This window comes from Nocardia sp. NPDC050406, from assembly GCF_044459025.1.
Lineage (GTDB): Bacteria > Actinomycetota > Actinomycetes > Mycobacteriales > Mycobacteriaceae > Nocardia.
Genome location: NZ_JBITIM010000006.1, coordinates 57,419 through 80,491 on the forward strand (window position 1 = coordinate 57,419; position 23,073 = coordinate 80,491).

Sequence of the window (23,073 nt, forward strand, 5' to 3'; positions counted from 1 at the left end):
AGCCGAGCGGTGAATCAATGGCGAGTCGTCGCCACCGACTTACCGGCGGCCTGGCGTCAGGGGCGTTCGAATGAACCAGCCAATCAACCTCAGCCGACTCGGGTTCGCCGACAACAGCCGGACCGAACATAGTTATTCACGCGAGACGGCAACGGCATTCGTGATCGACAAGGTCGAATCCACCGGAGCGGCCACTCGGTACGATTTCGATGTCGAACGAATCGTCACCACGGCACACGCCATGGTGAACGATTGGGATCTACACCAGATGCAGCCGGAAGCCTTCTGGCGCATCGCGTCCAGCTTCATCCGTCAGTAGATTCCGGGGCGGGTCCGCGAGGACCCACCCCCCAGACATACCGAAGGCCGCCGCGGGCGCGGCGGCCGTTCCGGTGAGAGCTGTTGTTCCACACAGGCTTTCACCGCACCTGCGGGCAACACTCAGCTCGGAGCCGTATCGCTCCGAGCTTTTTCGCGCTCCCGAGCCGGTGGCTCAGAGCTTCTCGGCGATCTCCAGCAGCAGTTTGCGCGACCGCTCGGGCGCTTCCGCCTGCACGCTCAGCTGGTCCATGACCTGCCGGTACAGTTCCAGATCCGCGCGCCGGTCCAGATACAGCGCACTCGTCAGCTGCTCCAGGTAGACGATATCGGGCAGCTCCGGCTCGGCGAAGCGCAGCATGGTGAACGAACTCCCCGCTGCCGCATGGCCTCCCGCCGCGAACGGCACGATCTGAATCGTGACATTCGGCCGCTGCGACATCTCCACCAGATACTCGATCTGCTCCTTGAGCACCTTGGTACCGCCCACGGGACGGTGCAGCACCGCCTCGTCCAGCACGGCCCAGAAGCTCGGGGCGCCCGGCCGGGTCAACAGCTCCTGGCGACGGCGGCGCAGCGAGACGCGGCGTTCGGCGTCGGCATCGTGGCCCAGCGCCACCACCGAACGAGCATAGTCCGGCGTCTGCAACAGACCCGGAATCAATTGGCCCTCATAGGTACGGATGCTCTTGGCCGCGTGTTCGAGTCCTAGGTAGGTCTCGAACCACTGCGGCAACAGGTCGCTGAAGCGATGCCACCACCCGGGTTGGTTGACCTTGCGCACCAACTCCAGGAAGGCTTCGCGTTCCCCGGGATCGTTGACGCCGTAGAGCGACAACAGATCCCGGATATCGCGTTCCTTGAATCCAGTCCGCCCGAGTTCCAGGCGACTGATCTTCGCGTGGGAGCCGCGGATGTGGTCACCTGCGGCTTCACGCGTTATCCCACATTCCTCACGCAGCTTGCGCAGCTGACCACCGACGGCGATACGCAGGGCAGTCGGGCCACGCTCGGCGACAGTGGAATCCACCCGACCGGGTACTACCGGTTCTGCGATCATTGGGCCTACTCCGTTGCTCGGTTGTCCGGCAGTGGACCACAACCCATCGTCGCGAACCACCGCGCCGATTGCCAATGCTACCTTTCAGCGCGCCAAATCGTCGAACTCTCCGGACTTCGCGCCGCGCAGGAATGCATCGATCTCGGGGCGGGTGTAGACGAGCACCGAGCCCAGGGGGTCGCGCGAGTTGCGCATGGCCACCAGGCCGCTCGCCAACTCGGCCACTTCCACACAGTTCCCGCTGGGGTTACTGAAAGTGCTCTTGCGCCAAGACAGTTCGGTGGGATCGATTCGGGTTGCGGATGTGCGTGTCATTTCCGACTCCTTGCCAGTACCGCCCGCAGACGGTGTGCCCAGTACTTGCAAACGTTCGATCAGGTGTACTTACAGTTGCAACCGCAACTTGAACGATAGCACGCAGGTAGCCCGCTATCGATGCCTCGAAAAAGCTGATCCTTTGCAACACAACAGCTTTGATCTTGATCGCCCCGAGACCATGCGAAGTTGCGAAGATATTCCGGCAATTCCGACTGGACGGTACGGTTGGCCGCGACCCTCGCCAATCACCCCATCCGCACGCCGCCATATGGCGAATCTTGTAGTGTCACTGGGCAGATCGACCCGTGTCAGTACCGCGCGCTCTCGTCGAGGAGACCTACAATGCCCGAACCCGATCCCGCGATCCGCACCGACATCCCGCATTCCGCTCGGATCTGGAACTACTGGATGGGCGGTAAGGATAATTACGACATCGACCGCGTGGTCGGCGATGCCAGCATGGAGATAGATCCAGACATCTCACTCATGGCGGTGCAGTCCCGACAATTCCTCATTCGCGCCGTGCGCTACCTGGCGGGTGAGGTCGGCCTGCGCCAGTTCCTCGACATCGGCACCGGCCTGCCCACGATGCAGAACACCCACGAAGTGGCACAGGGCGTCTCGGCCGAGTCCAAGGTGGTCTACGTCGACAACGACCCGCTCGTGCTGGCGCACGCCCGCGCGCTGTTGACCAGTGCCACCGACGAGGGCCTCACCACCTATATCGAGGCGGACTTCCACCAGCCGGAGGAGATCATCGCCGCCGCGCAGAAGGTCCTCGACTTCTCCCAGCCGATCGGCGTCATGTTCATGGGCGTCCTGGGGCACGCGCGCAGTTACGACGAGATGCGGCGCATCGTGGCCACCGTCATGGAGTCCGTACCGTCGGGCAGCCACCTGGTGCTCTGGGACGGCACCGTCGACAACCCGAACTACGTGCGACTCTGCGAGGAGTACACCAAGTCGGGCGGGGTGCCCTACGAGCCGCGGACCCAGGACCAGATCGCGGCGGTCTTCGAGGGCCTCGAGATGGTGGAGCCGGGGTTCACCCGCATCACCCGCTGGCATGTCGACGACGCGGAGGTCGGCTCCATTCAAGATGTTTCGGCCTACGGGGCCGTGGCGCGTAAACCCTGACGCCACAACAACATCAAAAAGGACAAACCACTCCCGACACCCAGGCTCGATCGTGCAGATGTACTTGCATCTGCACGACACGCCCCCTTAAACTCGGCCATAGACGAATATGGCCGGACTGCGCCGGATCGTATTGGGAGCCCCGCGCCAACGTCGCCCAACCGATAATCCGTTTGCGGCCAGAGGCGTCCTATGACTCAAATGCTTTCGCGTTCCGGCACCCCGCATTCCTCCGGGCCCGGAATAGCCCACTACACCGACATCTCCGGTGACTGCGAGATCGAGCCGCGCGCGCTCACCTACCGGCAGGCACGCGCCATCCTCCGCGCCCACGACCAGCACTTCGCCTGTCGTCAGTATCTGGCCGCCATCGCCTACCTCTCGGCGGACAACAACGACGACTGACCGGTCCGTCGCCTAGTCGACGGCGTGTTTTCCCTTGCGTGCCAACGTCCGCGGCGGGTACCCCGGAAGGGGAACAGTCGCGAGGGAACGAGCGCCGAGATGATTCTTATTGCCGCACAGGACCTGATCACCAGCACCGATCTGTACGCGCAGGTCTTCAACCCGACGCCGGAGACGCCACCGGTGGCGGACAAGCTACTCAAGCTGGTCCGCTACTTCACCTGGTTCGTCCTGCTCTCCGGCACGCTGGCCATCATCTACGCGGGCGGCAAGTTCGCCTGGGAGAAGTGGCAGGGCGGGCCGCTGGAATCGCCCAAACGTATTGCGGGAGCGCTGATCGGCGGCATTGTCGCCACCAGCGCGGGCACCATCATGAATGCCGCCATCGGCGTGTGACCGGTGTTTTCGATCGTGCGCGCGGCACCCGCACGGCGTGACTCCTCGTCCCAGACAATAGGACCGGGGATCACGCCGTAGCCGCGTGCGGGGTCTCCCGCCCCTCCCCCTGCGCGATATCCACACCGACCAGTTCCACGAACCGCGCCACCACCTTCTGGTGGTACATGCCGAACAGATCCTCGAACAGCGCCAGCTGCGCCTCGCTCGGTCCACCGTCGGACTCCCACACGGCAACCAGTGCGCGCCAGACCAATACGTGCAGATCGGGTGTGGCCGCGAAGTAGGCCCGCACCGCCTCCGGCACCTCGAGGACCATATCCCCGATCGAATTCAGGATCGCCCGCCGCATGGTGTGGCCCAGCGCGGTCTGCAGACGGCGCAGCAGCGACAGCTCGATGGTGAGCATCCGCTTCGGATCCGGATCCGTACCGCGCGCAATGGTTTCCAGCTCGTCGATCTCGGCCTTGAGGATCGCGGTGTCGATGCGCCGCTCGCCCTCGGTGTAGTCCAGCAGGGTGTCCAGGACGATGGCGCGTTCCTCGTCGACGATATTGCTGAACATCTCCACGGCCACCTCGGGCAGCGGCATGGAGAGCCGGAACAACCGCCGGTACACCTCCACCCCGCCCGCGCCGCGCACATCGCGAATGGTGAAGCCCTTGCCGCGATGCGCGTCCACGAAGCCGTGCGATTCGAGCCGACCCAGAATCAACTGCGCCGTAGCGCGATTCATATTGAATTCGTCCGCGACCTGCCGGACGGAGGGCATCAGCTCGCCGGGCGCGTACTGCCCGAACGCGACGCGGCGCGCGAGCTCATCCGCGACGTCCGCGACGACCGTCCGCTCTCCCATCGTGACACCCTCCATACTGAAATTTACGTCCCAGACAGTCTAAGTGTTAACAGGGCAAACCGCACACGCGTACGAAATCGTGAGATTTGCCGGGAATCCCCTAGTGGGTCAGCAATTCTCCGACCGTGACGAAGGTGTAGCCGCGCGCCCGCAGTTCGCTCACCAGCCGAGGCAGCGCGGCGCGCGAGGCGGCCCCGGAGCCGTACATGGTGTGCAGCAGGATGATCGAGCCCGGGCGCACCTGATCGAGGGCCTCGGCCACGATCTCGTCGGCGGTCGGGCTCTTGCCGGAATCGGGCTCGACATCCCACATCACCGTGGTGCGGTCGTGTCGGGAGAGGTAGAGCGGCAGCGCGAACAGCTTCTTGCCGAACGGCGGGCGAAAGGTGATCGGGCCCCGGTAACCGGTTTTCGCGATCTCGGCGTCGGTGCGCTCGACCTCGTCGCGCACGCTGCCGGGCGTGGTGAGGACCATGCGCTCGTGGCTGTAGGAGTGGTTGCCGATCTCGTGGCCCGCGGCCGCGATGGCGGCGCCGAACTCCGGATGGGCCGCGAGTTCGGAGCCGGTCAGATAGAAGGTGGCCGGAACCGCGGCCTGCGCGAGCAGGCGCAGCACTTCGGGCGTGTGCTCGGTGGGGCCGTCGTCGAGGGTGAGCGCGACGACCTTGTCGGCGGTGTCCACGTGCGGGACTATCCGTCCGGCCACCTGATAGGTGCGCGAATTCATGAGTACGTACAGACCGCACCAGGTGGCAATGAGAACGACCAGGGCGAGCGCGCCACCGATGAGCAGTTTGCGTTTCACGTTTCTTCTCTTATTCCTCGCCGGTATCCGGATCGGCAATGGTCTCGGCCCACCGGCGCGACCATGCCCAGACCGGTTCCAGCGCAGCGGTGAGTTCGCGTCCCGCCGCCGTTAATTCATACGACTTGTCGGTTTGTTTAACGACCAGGCCCGCATTCTGCAAGCGCTGCAATCGCACCGACAACATACTCGATGAGCAATTGCCCATGCGGCGGCGCAATTCCAGAAAACCGAGCGCCCCGGGTTCGAGTTCCCAGAGCACGCGCAGCACCCAACGCTGTCCGAGCAGATCCATGGCGGTGAGCAGGGGTGCGGCCGCGGCGTCGGCACGGCTCGCGGCGGGTGGCTGGCTTGCGCTTCTCATTTCGAACCACCATAGTGATTCTAAATCAGAAGCATGAGTCAGGGGCGTCCGAGCCCCGATCGGAGCGTGGGCGGATGCGGGTGGAGGAACGTCGAATCGTGTTGATCACCGGGGCTTCTCGGGGGATCGGGGCGGAAACGGCACGGCTGCTGGGCGAGCGCGGCGACCATGTGGTGGTCAACTATCGGGAGAAGCGCAAACGGGCCGAAACCGTCGCGGCGGCGATCGCGGCGGCGGGCGGCAGCGCGTCGGTGGCGGGGGCGGACATCACCGATCCAGAGGCGGCGGCGGGGCTGATCGAGTCCGTGGTCGAGGAGTTCGGGCGCTTGGATGTGTTGGTGCTCAACGCTTCCGGAGGTCTGGAGCGCGGGGCCGCCGAGGACTACGCCATGACGGTGAACCGGGACGCGCAGACCCGATTGGCACGACTGGCGCTGCCACGTATGGCCGCCGGTGCGCGCATCGTCTTCGTCACCAGCCACCAGGCCCACTTCAGCGCAACCCGTCCGGTACCGACCGGGTACGAGCCGATCGCCCACAGCAAGCGTGCGGGTGAGGACGCGCTGCGCGCCATGATCGGCGAATTCGACAGTCGCGGAATCGGTTTCGTGGTCGTCTCCGGTGACATGATCGACGGCACCATTATCGTGCGGCTGCTGGAGCGGCGCGATCCGGAGGCGGTCTCGACGCGGCGCGAGCACGGTGCGCTGCCCACCGTCGAGGAGTTCGCCGCCGCCATCGCCGAGGCCACCACCGTGCGGGCCGAAGCCGGGCACACGATCTATGTCGGTGGCGAGGACTTCCATGACAGCATCGAGGTATGCCCCACTGGCTCGACGTCCTCCCCGAATTCGCCCTCGCCTGCCTGATTCTGGCCGTGCTGCCCGGCCCGGCCACCGCGCTGTTCCTGCAACGCTCGGTGCGCGACGGTCGCAGCGCCGGACTGGCGGCGGTGGCGGGCAACGAGATCGGGGTCTTCGCGTGGACGCTGGCGGGCGGCGCGGGACTGTCCGCGCTGCTGGTGGCCAATCGGGTGCTCAATCACGCGGTGCACATCGTCGGCGCGGTCGTGCTCGTCTGGCTGGGCGTACAGGCGTGGCGCAGTGCGCGACGGCCCGAGGAGTTCGCGGTGGGCACGGCGCCGCTGCGCGGCCGCTCCCCCGCCGCCGCCTTCCGCGCCTCGCTGATCTCGATCGCCGCCAATCCCAAGGCGGCGGTCTTCGGACTCACGATTCTGCCGCAGTTCCTGCCCGCGACCGGGCCGGTGCTGCCGACGGTCCTGATTCTGGCGGTGATCCAACTGGTCATCGACACCGCCTGGTGCGCCGGTGTGGTGTTCGCGGCGGATCGGGCCGCCGGATGGCTGCGCGATACCCGGATTCGCCGCCGCCTGGAGCGCACGCTCGCGGCGGTACTGGTCGCGCTCGGCTTCGGCTTGGCCGCGGACGCGCGCTGACCTGGGGTGTACCGGCTGGTCCGATGGGAAATCCGGTCATATGGTCAACGACGTCGAGAAGCGCTGGTCGGATCCGGACACGTTCAGGCATGCCGCCCGGTACGTCGTCGCCGTGCTGGTGCTCACCGGGTTGGCGATGGCCCTGGTCCTGCTGTGGGCGTCGGGTCGGGCCGCGTGTTCCGACGCGGACAGCACGTTGTGCGACAACCCGTCGCGGCTCGTGGTGGGGCTGGTGCCCGGCGCGGTACTGCTGCTCGGTGGTCTCGGGGCCTTCGTGCAGACCTTCCGGGCATGGCGCCAGGGGCGGGCCTGGCCCATCTGGCAGGGAGCCGGATGGTTTCTGTTCATGCTGATGGTGGCGTATCTGGCCATTGCCGGGGGCGCGGGCTGACGGTCAGCGCACCGGGCAGCGCGCGGCCGCCTCGGCGGTGCCGTCGTGTTGGTCGTACGGCGTGCCGTGAATGCCGACGCGGGCGGCGAGCAGACGGGCCACGCGGGTGTTGAACTGCCAGGCCGGATCCACATGGCGGGCACGGCGATTCCTGCGACGACGCGCTCCGGGCAGGTGATCGTCGAGAGCGCGCAGCCGCACCGCGGTGGTGGCGGCGACACCGGTGAGCTCCTTCCACGGCCGGGTCGGGACCGAGCGCAGCGGGGTGTCGGCGAGGAGGGCGCGCACCAGGCCGTCGCTGCTGTAGTAGGCGAGCAGGCCCACCAGGGGCGCGGTCGCGGCGATCTTCAGTCGATCGGCGAAACCGTTGTCGGCGAAGCGTTTCGTGGCCGCACCGGCCATGGTCGCGGTCCATTCGGGGGCGGTGCCCGCGGTGGCGACCATGTAGTCGGCCATCTCCATGCCTTCGCGGGCCGTGCGCGGAACGAGTTCCTCGGCGACGCCGAACAGGTAGGCGATATAGGCCCAGTAGTGCATGACAGCGTCGAGTTGCCTTGTGCCGCAGCGCCGTCCGTGTACATGGTCGAAACAGATGGGTGAGATGCCGAAAGTGACGGCCGCACCCATGGTGGTGGCGTTCGAGATCGGGTTGCCGTGCACGGCGAAGTGCTCCGGACCCCATGTGCGGCGCAGCCCCGCCCGAACCTGGGCGTGCATGAGCCGCACGCGCACGGTGTCGGCGAAGACCGGCGACCAGCGGTCGATCGCGCCGGGCACGGTGACATTGCGGAACCAGGTGGCGGTCTCCAGGTTTCGCCGATACGGGTCGTTGACGAACCGTCCGGTGGCCCCGGTGGCCGAGGCCACCTCCGCGCCGACGAAGGTGCCCATGAAGTCCTGGACGCCCATGGCCAGTTTTCCGGCGGTCGAGACATTGATCCAGAGGCGGCGGCCGTACTCCCACAGGTCCGGGTCGAACCACTCCGGCGGATTGTCCAGGGAGGCGAAGAGATTCACCAGCTCCGGGGGTGGATCGTCGAGGCTGTCGATGCCGTGCGCCAGGGCTTGGTCCAGCAGCGCACGGCATTTCGTATTGCCGATCCGACCGAAGGCCCTGACCACCGCGTCCATCGGCTCGTCGCCCTGCCAGAGGTGGTCGGCCATGAGCCGGGTGCGCGGCGTATCCACGGGTTCGGGGCGCACGTCGATCCACGGGCCGAGCATGGCCCGGCGGGGCTGGTACCAGAGCTCCGAGGGCACGGCGCGCGGTGGCGGCGGGCGCAGCGGCATACCCGGTCGGTAGTAGTAGTCGTAGGGGTGCGCTCCCCGCGCGGGACGAATATCGGTGTGTGGCCGCATGGTCAGTACCCCGTCAGCTGTCGGAATCGGGTGCGGGCGGTCGAGCCGTGATCGGCGTGGACCGGGCAGTAGTGCTTGGCCTCACCACGGTGTTCCGGTGCGGGCCAGAGCAATTCGGGCGCCTCCGGAGGGGCGAGGGAGTCCGGGCGCTTCCCGGCGGCCCGGCGTCGTCCGGCGCGGATCCGCGGGAAGAAGTACTTGACCTCATCGGGCGTCACGCGATTCATGGCCGACAGCGCACGGCAGAGCAGATCGAACAGGTACTGGTCGCGGGCGGTCCAGGTGAAGCCCATGGTCCGCCGGATCGGCGGATCGCACAGGCCGATGGTGACGAACTTGTAGAACCGCGCGCCGGATGGGCGAATCAGGTGCTCCCACAGCGGTTTCGGCACATGGCGCAGCACCGGGAACGGGGGTACCGGGGCCTGGTCGGCCAGGTGATACACATCCCAGGCGGCCTTGGTGGGTTCGAGACCCCGGCTGACCATGCACCGCCAGTACCGCTGGAACTCCGGCCAGCTCTCGGGCACCACGCGCATACTCATGCCGTACATCTCGTACCACTGGTAATGCTCGCGCCACAGCTGTTCCCGCTCCTGCGGTTTCAGCCCGCCCATGAACAGGTCGGCGGCGCGCAGGGTCTGGACGAAGAACACCGCGTGCGCCCAGTAGAAGGTCTCGGGATCGAGGGCGTGATAGCGCCGCCCTCGACCGTCCACGCCCTTGATGGTGCGGTGGTAGCCCACGATCTCCCGCGCGGTCTGTCGGGCGCGCGGGCCGTCGAAGACCACGCCCACAATGGGATACGCCGACCGCAGCACCCGCTGATAGAACTCGTCCTGGATCTCGGAGTGGAATTCGACGCCCGCGCCCAGTCCGGGATGCATGTTCTGCACCATGCCGAGGAACAGCCCGGTGGGCGCGAAGTACAGGGACCCGAAGATCTTCCAGGTCAGCGAGTCCGGGCCCAGTGGATCCGGCTCGCGACGTGGCTCGCGCGACACCTCGTTGTGTGACACCATGCCCTAGGCTGACACGAATATTTGCTCGCATTCAATTCGCGTTCGCCGGATGCGACGGAAGAGATATGCCACCGAAACGACACACTTCGAAAACCACTGCGGCACCGCGGAAGACACCGGTTCAGGAGCGCTCGCGCGCCATGCTGGCGCGCATTGTCGATGCCGGGGAGGCCACGCTCATCGCGCACGGCTACGACGGAGCCTCCACCAATCGCATCGCCGCGGCGGCCGGAATCAGTCCGGGCTCGCTGTACCAGTACTTTCCGAACAAGGACGCCATCGTGTCGGCGGTGATCGAGCGCTATACCGCCCAGGTGGCCGGGCGGGTACGCGAACATGTGGTGGCACACCTGGCGAGCCCACCGGAAATCGGTGTGCCGGAGGCCGTTTCGGTGCTGCTCGACGCACTCGGCGCACATCCGGAGCTGCTGCGCGCGGTGGTGGAGCAGACGCCGCGGCTCACCTCCGGAAGCGCGGTGGTCGCCTTCGAACAGCAGATCGGCGAACTGGCGCGGGTCGCACTCACCATGCGGCGCAAGCAGGTTCGGGTCGAGGTGGATTTCGATACCGCGGCGTGGATGCTGGTACGCGCGGTCGAACACCTCACGGTGCGGTATGTGCTCGATCAGCCCCCGATACCCCGGGAGCGCTTCCTGGCCGAGATCACCCGTTTGGTGCTCAACTACTTTCGGGAACCGACGCGAACCGAACGCGAGTAGTCGCCCTCGGCGGGCAGCGCGAGCAGCAGGTCCACGGCGCGCGCGGCGCTCTGCGCGGCACTCTCCATGGTGGCGCTCCAGTCGGTGCGCGTCCAGTCCCCCGCCAGCACCAGGGTGGGCACCGACGTACGCTGGTCCGGCCGTAGGCCGTCGGTGCCGACGACCTGGCTGAACGTGGCGCGCGGCATCGGAACCACCTGGGCGTGCACCACTTTCGCGTCGCGGGCGGCGGGATAGTAGCGGCGCAGCAGGGCCATCTGCTCGTCCACGACCTCTTCCTGGGATTTGTGGATCTGCTCGTAGGCCCCGCTGGTGGTGAGGCAGTACAGCCAGCCCTTGGCGGTGTCGCGGTCGTGCATGCGCTGCCGGTCGAAGACCTCGTCGATGATGCCGGTCCCGCCGATGAGCGCCTCGAACTCGCCCTTGGTGCCGAGCGGGCGATCCAGGTACAGGTTGGTGCTGACGATCGGGGTGAAGCCCAATTTGTCGGCGGCGGAGTAGATCTCGTCGTGTTCGGGCAGCTCGTCGAGCAGGCCGCCGATATTGGAGTTCGGGACCGCGCACACCACCGCGTCGGCGGGTAGTTCGGTGCCGTCGGCGAGCAGTACGCCGGTCACCGCGCCGTCTCGAATAGTGATGCGCCGCACCACGGCCCGGTACCGCACCTCGACGCCGTAGCGCTCGAACACCCGCTGCGCGCCGGTGACGAACAGCGTATCGAGATCGGTGGTGGGATAGCCGATGGTCACCGGCCGACGATGTTTGACGCCCAGTCGGATTCCGGTGGCGAGCACATCGGCGAAGACCTTGGCCGACTCCTGCCGAACCGGTTCGGCGGCGATGCCGAGCGCCAGCCAATCCCACAGGGCCTCACGGGCCGTCGCGGGCATGCCGACACGCTCGAACCACTGCTCGGTGGAGAGGTCGGCCAGATCGGCGGGCTGGTTGAGGCATTCCCAGCCGAGCCGGGCGGTGGCGATGCCAGCCCGAATACGGTCGCCCGGACTCGCGTCGGGGTGCGCACCGAGGAAGGTGCGGATGGCTCCTAACCCCTTCGTGGCCATGACCGTCGCGCGGCCGCCGGGCCAGCGCAGCACGCCCTTGTGCGGGAAGGCCACGTACCGGCGGGTGCCGACACTGGTGAGATAGCGGAACAGATGCTCGTATCCGCTGGCGATGACGTGCTGGCCATTGTCCGGAATATCGTCCACGGGCGGGGCGCTGAGCGCGTGCGTGCGCCCGCCGAGCCGACCGCGCCGCTCCAGCAGCGTGACTCGTTTCCCGGCCTCGGCCAGCCAGACGGCGGAGGCGAGCCCGGCGAGCCCTCCCCCGATCACCACATAGTGACGCGGATCGTTCATGAGCGCTCTCCGACCGGACGTGCGTACCGACTTCCGTTCCGGGACGTTACCCCGCAACGACGAAGCACCGCAGGACAATTCGCCAGGCGAGGGCGAATCGTCCCGCGGTGCCGGACGTTTCGAGGCGGTGGTCGGCGCTCAGGCCACGGGTGTCCGCGCGTCGTCGTCGCCGTGCCGCTTGGACAGCAGCGGGTACCCGGCGCACACCAGCACACCCCACACCAGGCCCACGATCAGCGCGCTGCGCCCGGCCTCGGTGAAGAACAGCAACACCACGACCAGACCCAGGAAGGCCAGCGCCAAGGCGGTGGTCACCGGCGCGCCCGGCAGGCGGTAGTCGCTGGCGGGCAGCAGACCCCGCTTCACCTTGCCTCGGTAGATCCAGTGGCAGACCAGGATGATGCCCCACACGAAGATGATGCCCATGGTGGAGACCGAGGTGATGTAGCTGAACGCCTTGTCCGGCGAGATGACGTTCACGCCGACGCCGATCACCATCATGGCCGCCGAGATCGCGATACCGGAGGCGGGCACCGAGCGCGAACTCAGCGTGCTCAGGCTCTTGGGGGCCTCCTGGCGCAGTGAGAGACTGCGCAGCATGCGCCCGGTCGAGTAGATACCGGAATTGCACGACGACAGCGCCGCGGTGAGCAGCACGAAGTTCACGATGCCCGCGGCGGCCGGAATGCCGATCTGCTGGAACACCTCCACGAACGGGCTCTTGCCCGCCTGGAAGTTGCGCCAGCTCGACACCGACATGATCACCAGCAGCGCGCCCACGTAGAACAGGCCGATGCGGAAGGGCAGGGTGTTGATGGCCTTGCGCAGGGTGGCCTTGGGGTTGGCGGCCTCACCCGCCGTGATGCCCACGAGCTCCACGCCGACATAGGCGAAGACGACGATCTGCAGTACCAGCAGGAACTGCCCGAAGCCGTTCGGGAAGACGCCGCCGTCGGCCCACAGATTGGTGACCGTCGGATTCTGGGCGTGCCCGAAGCCGAAGACCAGCACGCCCAGACCGATGAGAATCATGAAGATGATGGCGGTGACCTTGATGGTGGAGAACCAGAATTCGCCCTCACCGAACAGGCGCACCGACACCAGATTCGCCACGAACATGACGCCCAGGACGACCAGGGCGGTCACCCACTGCGGGATGTCGAACCAGTACTGCACGTACTTTCCGGCGACGGTGATCTCGGCCATGCAGGTGGCCACCCACACCGCCCAGTAGGTCCAGCCGGTGGCGAAGCCAGCGAAGCGGCCCAGGAACTCGTTCGCGTATTCGGCGAAGCTGCCCGAGACCGGACGGTAGGTGAGCAGTTCGCCCAGCGCCCGCATGATGACGAAGATGGCCAGGCCCGCCGCCAGGTAGGCGAGGATGAGCGCCGGTCCGGCCTGTTCGATCGCACCGCCCGCGCCGTAGAACAGGCCGGTGCCGATGGCGCCGCCGATGGCGATCATCTGGATGGTGCGCGACGACAATCCCCGGGAGTAGCCCTCGTCGCCGGAGATACCCGGCGGGGCTTCCTGCTGCCGTTCAGAGGTCAATGGTGTTCCTTCCACGTGCGCGGCCGCCCCACCCGGCCTCGTTGCCCGAGCGAGCGGCCACACCGAGCTTGCCGACGGATTGCCGTGCTCGGCCCAACGGCGGATGAGGTTACCGGTTGACGTATCACGGGTCACATTGAGCGGCGGGGTTTCGCATTCGCCGGGCGGTGGCGGGCTCAGGCGTCGACCAGTTCCACGCCGGTGACGATCTCGGCTTCGATGCGGATGACGTGGTCGGCGGGCAGGGTGATCCAGGGGTCGAGGAGGTCCTCGTAGCGACGCACCTGCTCCGGATCGAAGACCACGCGGGCCACGCCGGTGACGATGACGCTCCAGCCGCGGCGGGTGGTCTCGTCGAAGTCGTCGGCCTCGAAGGCGACGACCTGACCGTCGCCGCGCAGCAGACTCGCGCCCAGATGCGCGCGGATGACCACGGTGTCGCCGTCCATCAGGTGGTTGACGGGTCGGATGACGGGAAGTCCGCGGCGCGAGAACACGATTCGCCCGTAGGCGATATTCGCCAGCCGTCGCAGTGCTTCGGCCGCGGGCAGCTCACGCAGCGTCCGCGCGCCCTCGCCGCCCATGCCTAGGATTGTCGTCCTAACCGAGCCGATACGCCAATCCCGTTGTCGCGCGGGCTGGTTCGTTGCGGGGTTCGCCGTGCGGACCGCAGGGCGAAGCGAGCCTCGCGATGATTCAGGCGCTACGGCGGGTCACCACGCGCCGACGAACCATTCGAGGGTGGCGAGCGCGATCGCGCCGAGCAACGCCGCCGTGAGCGCCGTCGAGAGGGTGAGGCGGGCGACTCGCCCGGCATCGGGTGCGGCGATGCGGGCTGCCGCCACACCGCCGAGCGCGCCCAGCACGGCGAGCACCAGCGCACCGCCCAGCAGGAGGTAGAACAGGCTCGCGAAGGACGCGGTCACGGCGCCGGAGAGGCCGCAGACATAGCCCGCGAGCGGGGCGGGGAAGCGGTACAGGATCGCGACGACCGCCGCGGCCAGCGGCGCCGCGAGGTTGGCGGCGACCGCGCCGCCGACAGCGGCGCGCGCGGTCAGGTTGTTCGGCGTGTTCGCCCCGGGGGCCATGAGGTCATCCTAGGAATCGGACCGTGTACAGCACCGCTTGATCGAAACCGGTCGGTACTATCTGAATGCTTGCTAGACATTAGCGTGCCTTTGGAAAGGGACCGGCGATGGCGGCGAAGCGAGCGTGAGCGGACTGCCGCAGTACGCGGCGATGCTGGCGACGGCGGGCGTCCTCCCCAGCGACGATGACCGCTGGGCCTGGGAGGTGAAGTTCGACGGCATCCGGGCCATCGCCTATATCGGCGAGCGTTTGCGGCTGGTTTCCAGGAACAACAAGGACATCACCGCGGCCTGGCCCGAACTCGACGCGCTCGCGCCGCATACGCCGCCGTTCGTACTCGATGGCGAGATCGTCACCTTCGACAAGAGCGGGCGGTCGTCGTTCGAGGCCCTGCAGCCGCGCATGCATCAGCGCAATCCGGCCATGATCCGGGCCCTGTCGGCCTCGATTCCGGTGGTGTACATGATCTTCGACATTCTGCACGTCGGGGATCGGTCGTTGATCGCGCTGCCGTATCGGCAGCGGCGGGAACTGCTCGAGCAGCTGCATCTGGCGGGGCCGCACTGGCAGGTACCGCCGCGCTTGTACGGTGCGGGCGCGGATGTGCTGGCGGAGTCGAAACGGCTCGGGCTCGAGGGAATCGTGTGCAAGCGGCTCGACAGCCCGTACGTGCCCGGGTCGCGCAGTCCGTACTGGCGCAAGATCAAGAACATTCGGGAGCAGGAGGTGGTGGTGGCGGGGTGGCGGCCGGGCGGCGGGCGACGCTCGGGCACCATCGGGTCGCTGCTCATGGCCATTCACGACGAGGGCGGCGATCTGGTCTACGTCGGCAATGTGGGCACCGGCTTCACGCGGGCGACGCTGGCCGACCTCCAGGCGAGACTGCGACGGCTGCAACGGAATACACCCACGGTCGTCGCCGATGTGCGCGATGCGGTGTGGGTGGAGCCGACGCTGGTGGGCGAGGTGTCCTTCACCGAGTGGACCGGGGACGGCAAACTGCGCCACCCCTCGTGGCGGGGGCTGCGGCCGGACAAGTCGGCCGATGACGTGGTGCGGGAGTCATGATCTTGACCTCGAGCGGACTCGAGGTTTCAGAATGGCGATCGTCCCATGAATTCGGAAGAAGGAAGTACAGTGCCGAAGCTTGATCGCATCATCGAGTCCGCCTTGTACGTCGACGATCTGGAGCGCGCCGACAAGTTCTACCGCGAGGTGCTGGATCTGGGGGATCCGATGATCGCCACGGAGACGTTGTACGCCTACGACATCGGCGGCCAGAACGTCCTGCTGCTGTTCCTGCGCGGCGGGTCGCTGGAGACGCGGGTGCTGCCCGACAGTCCCGGCCTGCCGAAGGGCGAGATCCCGCCGCACGACGGAAACGGTCCGCTCCATGTGTGTTTCGCGGTGTCGGAGCAGGAGCTGCCCGAGTGGGAGAAGCGACTCGACGCCCACGGCGTTCCGATCGAGGGCCGCACCCAGTGGGGCCGCGGCGGCCACAGCATCTACTTCCGCGACCCCGACGGGCACCTCCTCGAACTCATGACCCCGGGCAACTGGCCCACCTACTGATTCGACACCAACTCGCAGCGGCCGTCGACGCATTCCCGGCGCAGGCGGCCCGCCGAGATGGTCGCCATCAGGCCGATGACCCAACACGTCGGGCAACCGCGCAACGCGACCATCCCGACCGGCGCGAGCAGCAGACTCACCGGCCCGATCAGCGGCAGCAACGCGAAAGCCCCGACGAGACCGCCGAATCCGAGCACACCCCGAACCAGGTGGCGCGGCACCGACGCACTGGCGAAGTTCCGTTCCGCACTCACCGCGCATCCGCTCCGGAGGCCATCTCGGTCAACTGCGCGCGGACCGCACCACGCGCCCGATGCAACCGGGACTTCATCGCCGCCGTACTCAATCCGAGCGCCCCCGCCACCACCCGTCCGCTGTATCCCTGGATATCCCGCATGATCAACACCTGCCGCTGATCCGCCGGAAGCGCCGCGATCACGGCCGCCACCCGCTCGGCCTCGAGCCGCCGCAGCAGTTCTTCCTCGGCCGACGCCGCGGGCGAACTTCCCGACACCTCGGGCGGGCGCACCAGGAATCGTGCCCGCCGCAGGCATTCGTGCCGAACTATCCGAAACATCCACGCCGCCAAGGCCCCCGTGGCGCGCAATGTCCCGATCTTTCGGTACAACACGATCACGGCTTCCTGTGCCGCGTCCTCGGCATCCTCCGGCGTCGCGCACAGGGCGTGAGCGAACCGCCGCACATGCGGATACGACCCCGATATCAATGCCGCGATCGACTCCCCATCCCCGTCGACCGCCGCCGCGACCACCCCGTCGGCGGCCCAGCCCGTCTCACCCACGAGACCGCGCCCGCCGCCGCAGCACCACGGCGCACGTGCACCCGAGCAACGCCACCACGACGACCCCTATCCCCACTGCAATCACGTCGACCTCCAGTTCTCGTGCCAACCCGGTTGTCGGCACACATACAAGAGGCCGCGAGTCCCCGAAAGGATTCAACCGGATTGGACGAAGGACGAGATGCGCGAGGGATCAGGACGCGGTGGCGGTCGTGCGGGGTGCGTGGCGCGGGCTATTTGGCCGAGATGCCGTTCTCCCGAATCAGTTCCAGGACTTCGCCGTAGGTGAGGTCTGAAGTGACGATGAGCGATTCGGAGGAGTTGTCGCGATTGACGGCGTCGATGGAGTTCAGGCCCAACAGGGTGCGCTCGGCCTGGTCCACCTCACGGGCGTAGTTGGGGAGCTTGAAGGTGTAGGTCATGGCGGGGCCTTTCGTGGGCGGGTTGTGTTGTGGCAGTAGCCGGGCCGCGCGGCGCCAAACCCGCCGGGGCGGCGGAAACTGCTGTTCGTCGCCACGTTTGGGGGTCGGGAAGCCGGGAATCACCGCAACATGTTGACCATCATCGGGCTGATCGCCCTCCTCGGGGCCGTGGCCGTGGGCGTTGCCGGTGTACAGGCGAACAGCGGCGAAAGCCATACGGTGCCCGGCGGATTCACGGTGTTCGGGCAGAACTACGAGATGTCCACCGGCGCGTTGTTCGGGTACGGGATTCTCGTGGGTGCCATCGGCGCCTGCGGGCTCATCCTGCTGCTCACGGCGGTCTGGACAGTATCGCGGCGCAGTACCGTCGCGCGTCGTCAGCTACGGCAGTCGAAGCGCGAAATGGCCGCGGCCAGAAAGGAAGTCGCCAATGCGCCAGCACGGCCGACGGCGGCTCCGCAAACCACACCGACGTGGTCGTTCAATCGGTTCATGAACCGGCCCACCACGGGCAAACCGGCCGCACCCGCTCACAAATAGGAATTTTCATGATCATTCTGGGCCTTATCCTCTTGATTGCCGGATACTTCTTCGGCCAGCCCCTGTGGACCATCGGCATCATCGTGCTGCTGATCGGTCTGGCCATGCTGCTACTGGGCTCCGTCGGCCGTCCCGTCGGCGGCCGCAGGCACTACTACTAGTCGCCGACCCACCCGACAACATCGGCCCACACCGCCGCCCGACCACTCGGGCGGCGGTTCGCCGTCTGCGGATACCGTGGTGATCATGGCGACGACGGTTCTGGTACCCGACGACTACGGCCTCGAAGTGATCTCCGCGCTCGACGGCGTGCGAGCGGTCCGCTACGAACCCGGCGACCCGTACCCGCCGGGGCCGAGGACGCCGAGATCCTGATCCCCGGCTTCCTCTCCGGTTCCCATGCCACGGCCCTGGCCTGGCAGCTGCCGAAACTGCGTCTCGTACAACTGCTCACGGCCGGAGCCGAAGCGTGGGCGGGCCACATCCCCGACGGCGTCGCGCTCTCCACCGCGCGCGGCGCGCACGGCGCGAGCACCGCGGAATGGGCGCTGACCGGCCTGCTCAGCGTCTACCGCGAATTCACCGACTTCGCGGTGGCCCAGCGCGAGCACCGCTGGACCCAGCACCAGACCGACACCTTGTCGGGCAAGCGAATCCTGATCGTCGGCGCGGGTGATCTGGCCGCGCAGATGAGCCGCAAGCTGGCGGCCTTCGACGCGTCGGTCACCTTGGTGGGCACCACGGCCCGCGAGGGGGTGCACGGTGTCGACGAGCTGCCCGACCTCCTCGGCGACGCCGACGCGGTGGTGCTGACCGTCCCCGTCACCAGCAAGACGATCGGCCTGGTCGACGCGGCGTTCCTGGCACGCATGGCCGATGGCGCGATCCTGGTCAACGCGGCGCGCGGACCGATCGTGCGCACCGACGCCCTGCTCGCCGAACTCACCGCGGGCCGTCTGCGGGCCGTCCTCGACGTCACCGATCCCGAACCCCTGCCCGCGGACCATCCGCTCTGGGACGCCCCGGGCCTGCTGCTCACCCCGCATGTCGGCGGCAGCAGCCGGGGCAGCCGCGAACGCGCCTACGCGGTCGCCGCCCGCGAGATCGCGCGCTATCTCGGCGGGGAGCCGCCGCGCAACCTGGTACACGGCGAATACTGAACGGGCCGTTCGGCGCTCAGAGCGTGTCGCGACCGATGTGGCTGTTCATACCGCGCCACTCCCGATCCCACTTCGCATTGCGACGCGAGGTCAGCAGCGCGTGCGTGATCCACACCAGTGCCGCTGCCGCACACCAGGTTTCGACCAGAATGGCGAGTCCGGTGCCCACGCCCTCGGCCGCGGCGGTACCGGCCCGTGCGGGCGGCGTGGTGGGCTTGCCGTCGGCGGTGATCCACAACTGGGTGGTGGATCCCGCCACCGCGGGTGTCGCCAGGTCGACGTCGACGGTCTCGGTGCGGCCGTCGTGTTCGAAGCGCACCGTCGCCGGGAACCGCTCCAGCCGAACGCCGTTGTGCGCGGAGACGACGGTCTCGGGCGCTCCGGTGACGGTGGCGGTGACCCTGGTCTTGTCGGCGTCGGCGGCGGCGATGCGCGCCGCCGCCCCCGTATAGCTGGCCGTGCCGACCGCCCCCGCGATGGGTATCGCGACCAGTGCCGCGAGCACCGCCAGCAACCACACCAGCGACTCCCAGCGGTCCGAGGCGCGCATGAGCGGATTCGGGTTCCACGGTTGCACCCGCCACAGGCGCAACGGCAAGTTCGCCGACACCTGGACCACCTTCTCTCCCCGGCGTCGCTGACACCTACTACATCGGAGCGAATGCCCCTTCTGATACCTCGGCAAACCCACCGTGGCCGGTCGCGGCGCGCGATGACCATTGGTTTTGCCATTCGGTCACCCGAATCGCGCGATATCCGCCGCGCTGCCCGCCCGATACGGCCGCCAGGCGGGCAGTCGTGCGCCGGTGGGTGATCCGGTGGCGACGAAGGTGGCCAGCGCACCGCCGAACACGGTCGCCAATTCCCGGTCGCCCGCCCGGATTTCACCCAGCATGGGCGCGTCGGGGAAGTGATCGAAGGTGCCGAACAGGAACGGCAGCTCGGCGCAGTGGCAGGCGCCGATCCCATTCGGGTCGGGCACGGGTCCGCGGTCGAATCGGTACAGGTAGGTCGGGTTGCCCTGCGCCGCAAGGCCATCGGCGAGTTCCCGGGCCCCCGAGGCGAAGAAGCGCTCGCCCAGCGCGGCCGAAACCGCCTGCGCGGGATCGCCCGCCGCGAAGAGCTCCGATTCCGCCTCGACGCCCAGCAGCGCCGCCGCCTCACCCCGCGACAGCATCCGAATGGCCGGGTTGAACGCGAAGAACGCGCCCATCTCGTTCCCGGTCCACCCCAACAACACCTCCTTGCCCGCCAACGCCCCCGAGGCGATGGCATCCTCGAACAGCCGCGGCGTGCCGGGACCACCCAGCACCGGCCACATCGGCGGTTCCATGGAACCGGGCCGCCCGGTGTCGGCCATGAGCCGCGCGTAGGCCGCCAACAGCCGCGAGACCGGCAGCTCCCGCAGGCGCTCCCCCGCCCCGTCCTCGAGACCGAGCACCCGCAGATAGGCGGCCGCGATGTCCTCGGCCTTCGCCGGATCCTGCGGCGGCATCCGCCACGGCCCCGACTGCGCGATCACCCGCCGCACCAGCGAGCCGGTGGCCGGATCGCAGGCCAGCGCGAGCGCGGAGAACGCACCCGCCGACTGCCCGCCCACGGTGATCCGCGCCGGATCCCCACCGAACGCGGCGATATTCTCGGCCACCCAGCGCAGCGCCGCCGCCTGATCGCACGCACCGAGATTCACCGCGTCCGCCTCGGGCAGATACAGATATCCCAGCGGCCCGAGCCGATAGTTCGCGGTGACCACCACGATGTCGCCCAGCGCCGCCAACCGCGACCCGTCGTACCAGTCCCATCCGCCGCTGCCGCTGGTGAATCCGCCACCGTGGAACCACAGCAGCACCGGGAGCGGTCCCTCGGATTCGGCTGGGGCCCAGACATTCAGGTTCAGGCATCCGTCCTCGTCCCAGTCCGGAATGCGGGTCCCCATCACCGATTCCAGCCGCGACGGCCACTGCGGCGCGGACGGCCCCGACCGCACCGCCTCGCGCACGCCGGTCCACCCGGGATGTGGCTGCGGTGGCGCGAAGCGCAGCTTGTCCACCGGCGAGGCCGCGAACGGGATTCCGCGATACGCGAGCGCCCCGCCCTCGGCCACTCCGCGCACCGCTCCCCTCACGGTCCCGATCACCAAATCCCCTGTGTCGCTGATCATCCGCGCAGTCTGCCGGGTGTCGGGCGCGCGGTCCACCCGACGTCCCGGTCACAGGTCGGCGAATTCGCTTCCGGCCGGGCGTATACGGCGTAGATTCACGCCGACGCGTCAGAGGAGTTCGGCCATGGTCTTCCCGCAGCAATCCCGGATTCGCACGGATATCCCACATTCGGCGAGGATTTGGAACTTCTGGATGGGGGGACGCGACTACTACGAGGTCGACCGGCTGGCCGGAGAGGCCGGAATCGACGCCTACCCCGGCATCACGACCATGGCCGTCGAGTCCCGTCGGTTCCTCATCCGCGTGGTGCGCTACCTCGCCGCCGAGGCCGGGATTCGCCAATTCCTCGATATCGGAACGGGTTTGCCCACCATGCAGAACACCCACGAGGTGGCCCAGGGCATCGCCCCGGAGTCGAAAGTCGTGTACGTGGACAATGATCCGATGGTGCTCGCCCATGCCCGCGCATTGCTGACCAGCACCACCGACGAGGGCGTCACCGCCTACCTGGACGCGGATTTCAACAATCCCGAGGACATCATCGCCGGGGCGCGCAATGTCCTCAACTTCACCAAACCCGTCGCGGTGCTGTTCATGGGCGTGCTCGGCCACGCCCGCAGCTACCGCGATATGCGCCGCATCGTCGACACCATGATGGCCGCGGTGCCCTCGGGCAGCTACCTCGGACTCAACGACGGCAGCACCGACGATCCCGCCTACGTCACCCTGTGCGAGAACTACACCCGTACCGGCGGCGTGCCCTACAACCCGCGCACCCCCGAGCAGATCGCGAGCGCCTTCGAGGGCCTGGAGCTGATCGCGCCCGGCGTCGTCCCCATCGATCACTGGCGCGTCGAGGAATTCGACCCCGACAAGCACACCTCGGTGCGCGGCGGGGTCGGGCGCAAGCCGTGATTCGCGGGTAGGGTGCGGCGGTGCACTACGCCGAATTCGTCGAACACGGGAGCTCGATCGTCGACCGGCTCACCACCACGCAGACACCGCCGGTGTGGTGGATCGTGCTGGTCACCGGAGTCGCCGCGCTGCTCACGGTCATGTACCGGCCGACCTGGCGACTCACCCGCAATGTGGTGACCATCGTCCACGAGGGCGGCCACGCCGCCGTGGCGCTGCTGACGGGGCGGCGGCTCAACAGCATTCGCCTGCACTCCGACACCTCCGGGCTCACCGTCTCCAGCGGCAAACCGTACGGGCTCGGCATGGTCCTCACGACCATGGCCGGATACCCCGCGCCCGCCATTCTCGGCCTGGGCTACGCGGCGCTGCTGGGCGCGCACCGCATCACCCTCATGTTGTGGACCGCCATCGCGCTGCTGGCCATTCTGCTGCTCAAGGTGCGCAATGGTTTCGGGCTGCTGTCGGTATTCGTGCTCGGGGCCGTCATCTTCGGCGTCTCCTGGTTCGGCACCGACGCCCTGCAAGCCGGATTCGCCTATTTCGCCGCCTGGTTCCTGCTGCTGGCCGCCGCCCGGCCGGTGGTGGAGCTGCAGCGCAATCGCCGCCACGAACCCAATTCCGATGCCGACCAGCTGGCGCGGCTCACACGAATTCCGGGCCTGGTCTGGGTGCTGTTCTTCGGTCTCGTCGCGGTGGCCGCCCTGGTGGTCGGCGGACGGCTGCTGTTGCAGGACATCACCGGCGTGTGTGTCCCGTGGTTCACCCAGAGCACCTGCCCGGCGCCGACCACCCCCTGACCCCGCGTTCTCGCGGGAATCTCCGCCCTGCGATGATTCTCGAGAATGGGGGCTAACATTCGGGACAGGGCCCGGATGATCACCGCTCGACGC

General features: G+C 67.7%; 32 protein-coding genes. 16 read left to right on the forward strand and 16 right to left on the reverse strand.

Going from position 1 to position 23,073, the window contains the following annotated elements:
• Nucleotides 1-70: 70 nt before the first annotated feature.
• Entirely contained in the window at nucleotides 71-319 is a 249-nt protein-coding gene (locus ACIBH2_RS33145) for a hypothetical protein (RefSeq protein WP_397124825.1), read from the forward strand.
• Nucleotides 320-493: 174 nt separating this feature from the next.
• Here the strand turns inward: ACIBH2_RS33145 and ACIBH2_RS33150 are convergent, their stop codons facing one another.
• Nucleotides 494-1,378 (reverse strand): helix-turn-helix domain-containing protein, encoded by an 885-nt coding sequence (locus ACIBH2_RS33150; protein ID WP_397124827.1) that lies wholly within the window; start codon nucleotides 1,376-1,378, stop codon nucleotides 494-496.
• 84 nt (nucleotides 1,379-1,462) lie between these two features.
• Nucleotides 1,463-1,693: a DUF397 domain-containing protein gene (locus ACIBH2_RS33155; RefSeq protein WP_397124829.1), complete on the reverse strand. Its 231-nt coding sequence runs from the start codon at nucleotides 1,691-1,693 to the stop codon at nucleotides 1,463-1,465.
• 345 nt (nucleotides 1,694-2,038) lie between these two features.
• Here ACIBH2_RS33155 and ACIBH2_RS33160 point away from each other — a divergent pair, with 345 nt between their 5' ends.
• The 3 genes from ACIBH2_RS33160 (at nucleotide 2,039) to ACIBH2_RS33170 (ending at nucleotide 3,634) form a co-directional block, all read left to right on the forward strand.
• Complete coding sequence (locus ACIBH2_RS33160) at nucleotides 2,039-2,833, forward strand: SAM-dependent methyltransferase (RefSeq protein WP_397124831.1); 795 nt, start codon at nucleotides 2,039-2,041, stop codon at nucleotides 2,831-2,833.
• Nucleotides 2,834-3,034: 201 nt separating this feature from the next.
• On the forward strand, nucleotides 3,035-3,238 hold the full coding sequence (locus ACIBH2_RS33165) for a hypothetical protein (RefSeq protein WP_397124833.1): 204 nt from the start codon (nucleotides 3,035-3,037) through the stop codon (nucleotides 3,236-3,238).
• Between the two features lie 99 nt (nucleotides 3,239-3,337).
• Entirely contained in the window at nucleotides 3,338-3,634 is a 297-nt protein-coding gene (locus ACIBH2_RS33170; protein WP_397124835.1) for a hypothetical protein, read from the forward strand.
• 70 nt (nucleotides 3,635-3,704) lie between these two features.
• Here the strand turns inward: ACIBH2_RS33170 and ACIBH2_RS33175 are convergent, their stop codons facing one another.
• The 3 genes from ACIBH2_RS33175 to ACIBH2_RS33185 form a co-directional block, all read right to left on the reverse strand.
• Entirely contained in the window at nucleotides 3,705-4,490 is a 786-nt protein-coding gene (locus ACIBH2_RS33175) for a winged helix-turn-helix domain-containing protein (RefSeq protein WP_397124837.1), read from the reverse strand.
• Nucleotides 4,491-4,590: 100 nt separating this feature from the next.
• Nucleotides 4,591-5,295: a polysaccharide deacetylase family protein gene (locus ACIBH2_RS33180; RefSeq protein ID WP_397124839.1), complete on the reverse strand. Its 705-nt coding sequence runs from the start codon at nucleotides 5,293-5,295 to the stop codon at nucleotides 4,591-4,593.
• Nucleotides 5,296-5,305: 10 nt separating this feature from the next.
• Nucleotides 5,306-5,659: a winged helix-turn-helix transcriptional regulator gene (locus ACIBH2_RS33185; protein ID WP_397124841.1), complete on the reverse strand. Its 354-nt coding sequence runs from the start codon at nucleotides 5,657-5,659 to the stop codon at nucleotides 5,306-5,308.
• 74 nt (nucleotides 5,660-5,733) lie between these two features.
• Between ACIBH2_RS33185 and ACIBH2_RS33190 the strand changes: the two genes are divergently transcribed.
• From ACIBH2_RS33190 to ACIBH2_RS33200, 3 genes are read left to right on the forward strand one after another with little or no spacing between them, the layout of a single operon-like run.
• The gene (locus ACIBH2_RS33190; RefSeq protein ID WP_397124843.1) at nucleotides 5,734-6,528 is read left to right on the forward strand and encodes an SDR family oxidoreductase; all 795 of its coding nucleotides are present in this window, start codon (nucleotides 5,734-5,736) and stop codon (nucleotides 6,526-6,528) included.
• On the forward strand, nucleotides 6,480-7,115 hold the full coding sequence (locus ACIBH2_RS33195) for a LysE family translocator (RefSeq protein WP_397124845.1): 636 nt from the start codon (nucleotides 6,480-6,482) through the stop codon (nucleotides 7,113-7,115). Before ACIBH2_RS33190 ends, ACIBH2_RS33195 begins: the two co-directional genes overlap by 49 nt.
• A 40-nt stretch (nucleotides 7,116-7,155) precedes the next feature.
• Nucleotides 7,156-7,506: a hypothetical protein gene (locus ACIBH2_RS33200; protein WP_397124847.1), complete on the forward strand. Its 351-nt coding sequence runs from the start codon at nucleotides 7,156-7,158 to the stop codon at nucleotides 7,504-7,506.
• Between the two features lie 3 nt (nucleotides 7,507-7,509).
• On the opposite strand, the gene ACIBH2_RS33205 is transcribed toward ACIBH2_RS33200, so the two are convergent.
• Nucleotides 7,510-8,865 carry an oxygenase MpaB family protein gene (locus tag ACIBH2_RS33205; RefSeq protein WP_397124849.1) on the reverse strand — a complete coding sequence of 452 codons (1,356 nt, stop codon included), beginning with the start codon at nucleotides 8,863-8,865 and terminating at the stop codon, nucleotides 7,510-7,512.
• Between the two features lie 2 nt (nucleotides 8,866-8,867).
• Nucleotides 8,868-9,887, reverse strand: a complete 1,020-nt coding sequence (locus ACIBH2_RS33210) for an oxygenase MpaB family protein (RefSeq protein ID WP_397124851.1) — start codon at nucleotides 9,885-9,887, stop codon at nucleotides 8,868-8,870.
• Between the two features lie 140 nt (nucleotides 9,888-10,027).
• Between ACIBH2_RS33210 and ACIBH2_RS33215 the strand changes: the two genes are divergently transcribed.
• Nucleotides 10,028-10,606, forward strand: a complete 579-nt coding sequence (locus ACIBH2_RS33215) for a TetR/AcrR family transcriptional regulator (protein ID WP_397124853.1) — start codon at nucleotides 10,028-10,030, stop codon at nucleotides 10,604-10,606.
• On the opposite strand, the gene ACIBH2_RS33220 is transcribed toward ACIBH2_RS33215, so the two are convergent.
• The 4 genes from ACIBH2_RS33220 to ACIBH2_RS33235 form a co-directional block, all read right to left on the reverse strand.
• The gene (locus tag ACIBH2_RS33220; RefSeq protein WP_397124855.1) at nucleotides 10,570-12,024 is read right to left on the reverse strand and encodes an FAD-dependent oxidoreductase; all 1,455 of its coding nucleotides are present in this window, start codon (nucleotides 12,022-12,024) and stop codon (nucleotides 10,570-10,572) included. The two genes, ACIBH2_RS33215 and ACIBH2_RS33220, sit on opposite strands and share 37 nt — an antisense overlap.
• An 81-nt stretch (nucleotides 12,025-12,105) precedes the next feature.
• Entirely contained in the window at nucleotides 12,106-13,518 is a 1,413-nt protein-coding gene (locus ACIBH2_RS33225) for an amino acid permease (RefSeq protein WP_397124857.1), read from the reverse strand.
• 176 nt (nucleotides 13,519-13,694) lie between these two features.
• On the reverse strand, nucleotides 13,695-14,102 hold the full coding sequence (locus ACIBH2_RS33230; RefSeq protein WP_397124859.1) for a pyridoxamine 5'-phosphate oxidase family protein: 408 nt from the start codon (nucleotides 14,100-14,102) through the stop codon (nucleotides 13,695-13,697).
• Nucleotides 14,103-14,231: 129 nt separating this feature from the next.
• Nucleotides 14,232-14,606, reverse strand: a complete 375-nt coding sequence (locus ACIBH2_RS33235; protein ID WP_397124861.1) for a hypothetical protein — start codon at nucleotides 14,604-14,606, stop codon at nucleotides 14,232-14,234.
• 124 nt (nucleotides 14,607-14,730) lie between these two features.
• On the opposite strand from ACIBH2_RS33235, the gene ligD reads away from it, so the two are divergent.
• Nucleotides 14,731-15,675: a non-homologous end-joining DNA ligase gene (gene ligD / locus ACIBH2_RS33240; protein ID WP_397124863.1), complete on the forward strand. Its 945-nt coding sequence runs from the start codon at nucleotides 14,731-14,733 to the stop codon at nucleotides 15,673-15,675.
• 69 nt (nucleotides 15,676-15,744) lie between these two features.
• On the forward strand, nucleotides 15,745-16,179 hold the full coding sequence (locus tag ACIBH2_RS33245; RefSeq protein ID WP_397124865.1) for a VOC family protein: 435 nt from the start codon (nucleotides 15,745-15,747) through the stop codon (nucleotides 16,177-16,179).
• Here ACIBH2_RS33245 and ACIBH2_RS33250 read toward each other — a convergent pair.
• The 3 genes from ACIBH2_RS33250 to ACIBH2_RS33260 form a co-directional block, all read right to left on the reverse strand.
• On the reverse strand, nucleotides 16,173-16,433 hold the full coding sequence (locus ACIBH2_RS33250) for a hypothetical protein (RefSeq protein ID WP_397124867.1): 261 nt from the start codon (nucleotides 16,431-16,433) through the stop codon (nucleotides 16,173-16,175). The genes ACIBH2_RS33245 and ACIBH2_RS33250 overlap by 7 nt on opposite strands.
• Nucleotides 16,430-16,981, reverse strand: a complete 552-nt coding sequence (locus ACIBH2_RS33255) for an RNA polymerase sigma factor (RefSeq protein WP_397124869.1) — start codon at nucleotides 16,979-16,981, stop codon at nucleotides 16,430-16,432. The genes ACIBH2_RS33250 and ACIBH2_RS33255 overlap by 4 nt, the downstream gene beginning before the upstream one ends.
• Before the next feature lie 233 nt (nucleotides 16,982-17,214).
• Entirely contained in the window at nucleotides 17,215-17,403 is a 189-nt protein-coding gene (locus tag ACIBH2_RS33260; protein WP_397124871.1) for a hypothetical protein, read from the reverse strand.
• A gap of 129 nt (nucleotides 17,404-17,532) precedes the next feature.
• Here ACIBH2_RS33260 and ACIBH2_RS33265 point away from each other — a divergent pair, with 129 nt between their 5' ends.
• From ACIBH2_RS33265 to ACIBH2_RS33280, 4 genes are all read left to right on the forward strand, one after another.
• The gene (locus ACIBH2_RS33265) at nucleotides 17,533-17,943 is read left to right on the forward strand and encodes a hypothetical protein (protein ID WP_397124873.1); all 411 of its coding nucleotides are present in this window, start codon (nucleotides 17,533-17,535) and stop codon (nucleotides 17,941-17,943) included.
• An 8-nt stretch (nucleotides 17,944-17,951) separates the two neighbouring features.
• Nucleotides 17,952-18,104 carry a DUF6131 family protein gene (locus ACIBH2_RS33270; protein WP_397124875.1) on the forward strand — a complete coding sequence of 51 codons (153 nt, stop codon included), beginning with the start codon at nucleotides 17,952-17,954 and terminating at the stop codon, nucleotides 18,102-18,104.
• 85 nt (nucleotides 18,105-18,189) lie between these two features.
• On the forward strand, nucleotides 18,190-18,318 hold the full coding sequence (locus tag ACIBH2_RS33275; protein ID WP_397124877.1) for a hypothetical protein: 129 nt from the start codon (nucleotides 18,190-18,192) through the stop codon (nucleotides 18,316-18,318).
• Nucleotides 18,319-18,536: 218 nt separating this feature from the next.
• Nucleotides 18,537-19,103, forward strand: a complete 567-nt coding sequence (locus ACIBH2_RS33280) for an NAD(P)-dependent oxidoreductase (protein WP_397124879.1) — start codon at nucleotides 18,537-18,539, stop codon at nucleotides 19,101-19,103.
• 16 nt (nucleotides 19,104-19,119) lie between these two features.
• Here the strand turns inward: ACIBH2_RS33280 and ACIBH2_RS33285 are convergent, their stop codons facing one another.
• Complete coding sequence (locus ACIBH2_RS33285) at nucleotides 19,120-19,713, reverse strand: hypothetical protein (RefSeq protein WP_397124881.1); 594 nt, start codon at nucleotides 19,711-19,713, stop codon at nucleotides 19,120-19,122.
• A gap of 126 nt (nucleotides 19,714-19,839) precedes the next feature.
• Nucleotides 19,840-21,264, reverse strand: coding sequence for a carboxylesterase/lipase family protein (locus ACIBH2_RS33290; protein ID WP_397124883.1), 1,425 nt, complete (start codon nucleotides 21,262-21,264; stop codon nucleotides 19,840-19,842).
• Between the two features lie 124 nt (nucleotides 21,265-21,388).
• Here ACIBH2_RS33290 and ACIBH2_RS33295 point away from each other — a divergent pair, with 124 nt between their 5' ends.
• Together ACIBH2_RS33295 and ACIBH2_RS33300 are read left to right on the forward strand one after the other, a co-directional pair.
• On the forward strand, nucleotides 21,389-22,180 hold the full coding sequence (locus ACIBH2_RS33295; protein ID WP_397124885.1) for an SAM-dependent methyltransferase: 792 nt from the start codon (nucleotides 21,389-21,391) through the stop codon (nucleotides 22,178-22,180).
• Nucleotides 22,181-22,200: 20 nt separating this feature from the next.
• Entirely contained in the window at nucleotides 22,201-22,980 is a 780-nt protein-coding gene (locus ACIBH2_RS33300; RefSeq protein WP_397124887.1) for a M50 family metallopeptidase, read from the forward strand.
• Nucleotides 22,981-23,073: the final 93 nt, after the last annotated feature.